The 4,020-nt window shown below is 46.0% G+C and carries 1 protein-coding gene and 1 pseudogene; one reads left to right on the forward strand and one right to left on the reverse strand.

Annotation, left to right across the window (positions count from 1 at the left end; all coding sequences use genetic code 11):
• Window positions 1–92: 92 nt before the first annotated feature.
• Window positions 93–478 (forward strand): annotated as a pseudogene (locus FHS77_RS15630) (IS6 family transposase); the annotation flags it as partial.
• A 238-nt stretch (window positions 479–716) separates the two neighbouring features.
• On the opposite strand, the gene FHS77_RS15635 reads toward FHS77_RS15630, so the two are convergent.
• Complete coding sequence (locus FHS77_RS15635) at window positions 717–3,749, reverse strand: autotransporter domain-containing protein (protein WP_184224850.1); 3,033 nt, start codon at window positions 3,747–3,749, stop codon at window positions 717–719.
• Between the last annotated feature and the right edge of the window lie 271 nt (window positions 3,750–4,020).

Below are 4,020 nucleotides of genomic sequence, written 5' to 3' on the forward strand. Positions count from 1 at the left end.
GCCATGAATTGGTTTACGATACATTTTGATCATCGTTTGAAAGATCACTTGTAAAAGAAGCGGCAACTTACACAAAATAATAAACAGTCTCGCTTTGGTGGGCAATTGATGCAGATGGCGATGTTCTTAATATTATGGTTCAAACGCGTAGAAATACTAAGGCTGCCAAACAATTTTTCTCCAGACTGGTGAAGCAATTCGTCAACCACGTGTGATCGTGACGGACAAGCTGCGTAGTTACATTGAGCCGATACAAAACCTTTCAGCAGATGCGGATCACCGAATTCATAAAGGCTTGAATAATGCTATAGAAGTCTCTCATAGGCCAACGCGAAAACAGGAAACGATATTGGGTTGGTTCAAGTCAGCGCGACAGGCGCAAAGGTTCCTTGTCGCTCACGATCAGATCAACCTGATTTTCCGTCCGCGTCGCCATAAACTCACAGCTCAATACGGTTTGCATCGCACTGGACAGTGACTTGCCGCGCCGCCAAATTGCCTCAGATTTCAGTATTGGGCATACAAAGCTTATGAAAAAAAATCGCTTCTGTTATCGATGAAGTGAAGACACTCTCACGTCCACGGATATGACTATGGTTGGGCGCAAAATATCGCGGTCACCCATGCTCATTAACATCTCCTTCTGTCCCGCAATGGGGAGAGAAGGAGATGTTGCACGAGTAAGCTGCATAGCGGCATGTTTTAACGTAAATTCATCAGAACTGGATTTTCAAGCTGGCATTCAGACCATTTTGCGTGATGCCGGAACCGAATTGCCCCTGATAGGTAACTCCAAGAACTGCATTTTTTTCAAGTTGGAAATCCAGTCCGGCCGAGATAAGTGCGGTGTTACGACCAATAGCCATGCCATTGATAGTAAAAGCATCAGATCCGGTGAAATTTGCTTTTGATGTTGGTGTCACATCGCCAAAAGCGTGTCGCCATGCAATGTCGGCACGTGCTTTAACCGGGATAACCTCTTGATTAAGGTCGGCCGAGATCCGAAATCCGAGCGATGCCAACGCCGTATCCATCGTGGATTTATAAATGTTCAAGGCTGCGCCATTACGGCCGTCTTCGCTGAATTTATCTGCTCTCAAATGCACATACGCAAGATTGGCATAGGGTTCGATAGCAAATTGTTCTGTTGTTTGATGTTTATAGCCGAGCTCACCAAAAACCTGAAATGTTCCCGCTTTATAATCCGCTGTTAGCTTATCTTCAAAACCTGCAAAGGCGATACCACGGTTCATGTCAATATTATGCCATGTATAAGCAGCCCCCGAGCGGAATGCGAAAGTGCCTTGATTATGGGCCATTTCAGTACCAGCATACGAGCCGATGGTATAATCGTCACTTTTGCCGGAAGACATGCGTTCATGAATGCGGAACTTACTGTAGCTGTAACCAGCCAGTAAGCCAAACCGCCAATTATCCCAAACCTGTGCATCAATACCGGTCAGAAAACCGCCAATACTGTTTCTTGTTTTTGCCGTATTGTCGTTGCCGGATTGTGTTGTCCATTCACCAAGGCCATGCATCCAGAAATTCGGCTGATCCAGATAACCGATTGTTGTTTCACCAACGCCTGAAGACTTGGAAAAGCTTCGGGACAATTGATTATATACAGCTGTACGCGTGTACGCGCTGTTATTGATCAATGAGGACTGTATCGAGGCATATGCCTCACCCGAGAGCTGATCATAGGCCTGCCGGGCTTCTGTTTTATTCAAGAACAACATGTGGTCGTATAAGATGCTTCCTTCGCCCTGACTTTCCAAGGCTGTTGCGGTGGCTGCTTGATTGTGCGTAACAGCAATATCCGCAAAAGCCACATCTGAGCGGCTGGTTTCTAAAAAGACATTATAGAGATCATAATCCAAGGCAAAATCGATGAACGGCGTTTGCGTAACCAAGCTGCCGCCCCAATTATCATAGGTACCGATAACACCGTCACGGGCTGTAAGTAATGTGTAGCGTCCGGCAGCAGTGCCACGCCCGGCGCCTTGGCGCACAAGCTCCAATGAACTATTGCTGCCAAATATAGCTACACCATTGATGCTAATGTGATCAGTGCCATTAGCGGCTGCCAGACCTGCAATATAGGTTGAGCCGCTTGTTTGGATGAAAGTTCCATTAACCGTTAAAGTACCGATTGCATTGTCTGCAAAAATCGCACTGCCCGGAGAGATATTGCCACCTTTTGCCAGCATTACATCGCCAACAGAGCCGCTGCCGGACAATTGGCCTGTCTGCGAGACATGGCTATCTGATGTAATACTTCCCTGTACTTCCAGACCACCGCCAACAATATTGGTTGGTCCCTGATAGGTGTTTTGACCGCTAAGAACGAGAATGCCATCGCCACGCTTGGTGAGATCACCTATGCCGGAAATGGAGTTTGACCAGATTGAAGAATAACCTTGTGTATCTACATCAAAAACACCAGCGTAACGAAAGGCCATTGGACCATCAATGGCCGCGCCGAGATTGAGTAAACCCTGTCCGAATTTGTCCTGATCTTCAAAACCGGTTTTTGTGGTGGTGGTTAAAATGGTTTCAATGGTCTGGCGGGCATTCATATAGGGAAATGCGGAGCGCACAACCGCCGCAGCGCCAGCAACATGTGGCGCTGCCATAGATGTACCTTGTATGTATCGATAGCCATTATTCTCATCGCCTTGCGGCCAAGTGGAGTAAATCCCTCCCGAAATATTCTCACGTGTCATCGCTCCGCCGGGAGCCGCTATACACCACTCCGCCGTTTCACCGCATTCATTGCTATAAGGAGCGAGCTTGCCGTCACGGCCAACCGAAACGACCACAATCAGTGAGCCTTTGAGATCAGAGAAATCCATATCATCAAAGTCGGAGTCATTCGGGTCTAAAAACTGGTAGGTATCAGGGTTTTGGAGGTCAATTGGCCCTGCATCCCAATCAAGGAACTTGATCTTTCCACTATTGATATAATCGCGGGTGATGAGCGGAAACATGCCATTACCGGTTGGTATATCCGTATAAGCACCAGGTTGCTCCAAGCGTTCATTTCCTGCCGCAAAGACCATGACAATATCTTCGTCTGCTGCATATTTAAGCACTTGATAGGTTTGCTCTAAAAAATCGGGGGAAGCAGCAATGAGTTGGTAATTCAGTATTTCATAATTTGGATTTGTGGTCTTGTCTTCAAGTTTCCTCAAGGGAAAAGTATTTGGCCCATAGCTACCATTAATGACTTTTGCTCCATTTTCGACGGCGTGAATTATGGCTTCATTTGTCGGGGCAAAACCTTCATTGCGGCCATCAACTTCAACCGCGCGTAAGGGCATTAGTATGGAGTCATAGGCAACGCCTTGCATGCCAAAGCCATTACGGCCTGCACCAATGATCCCCGCAACATGATCACCATGTCCGTTCAATGATCCATCACTTTTGCGAGGGAAGACATCATTATCAGCCTGATCGTCACCAAAGTTGTAGAAAAAGGGGGAAACGCGACCTTCATATTCAGGATGATTGACGTCAAGGCCGGAATCTATCACGGCTACGACAACACCTTTACCGGTATATCCTTTAAGATAGGCGGGCAGGGCGTTGATCATATCAAGCCCCCAATTGGCGTGATATTCCGCATCAGCGGCTGCTGGGATGGATTTGTTGTTTTGTGCATAGGCAAAGGTTGGTATAAAAGCTGGCGCTACAAGTGCCGTAGTTAACGTCAGGTATTTTAAACCGACCTTTATAAGAGACATAATGTCTACTCCCCTCAAGACAGATATTGCAAAATGAATATTTATTTTCACGATTTTAATCATTAGAGTTAGTCAATAGATATCCCTGAAAACTGGTATATTGGTTTTATAATTATTAGTTGCAATTATTTCTTATGTATTCATCCTCTTAGTAATTGTTATAAAACTACCAGTTTTCAGAGGCTGACTCATAAAGAATTCATTTTTATCATGATCTTGCGATGCGCCTTGTGAGCATGCGGATATTTGCGATATAAATCCACGCCTCAGC

It is taken from the genome of Paenochrobactrum gallinarii, assembly GCF_014205685.1.
In the GTDB taxonomy this organism is placed as follows: Bacteria; Pseudomonadota; Alphaproteobacteria; order Rhizobiales; family Rhizobiaceae; genus Paenochrobactrum; species Paenochrobactrum gallinarii.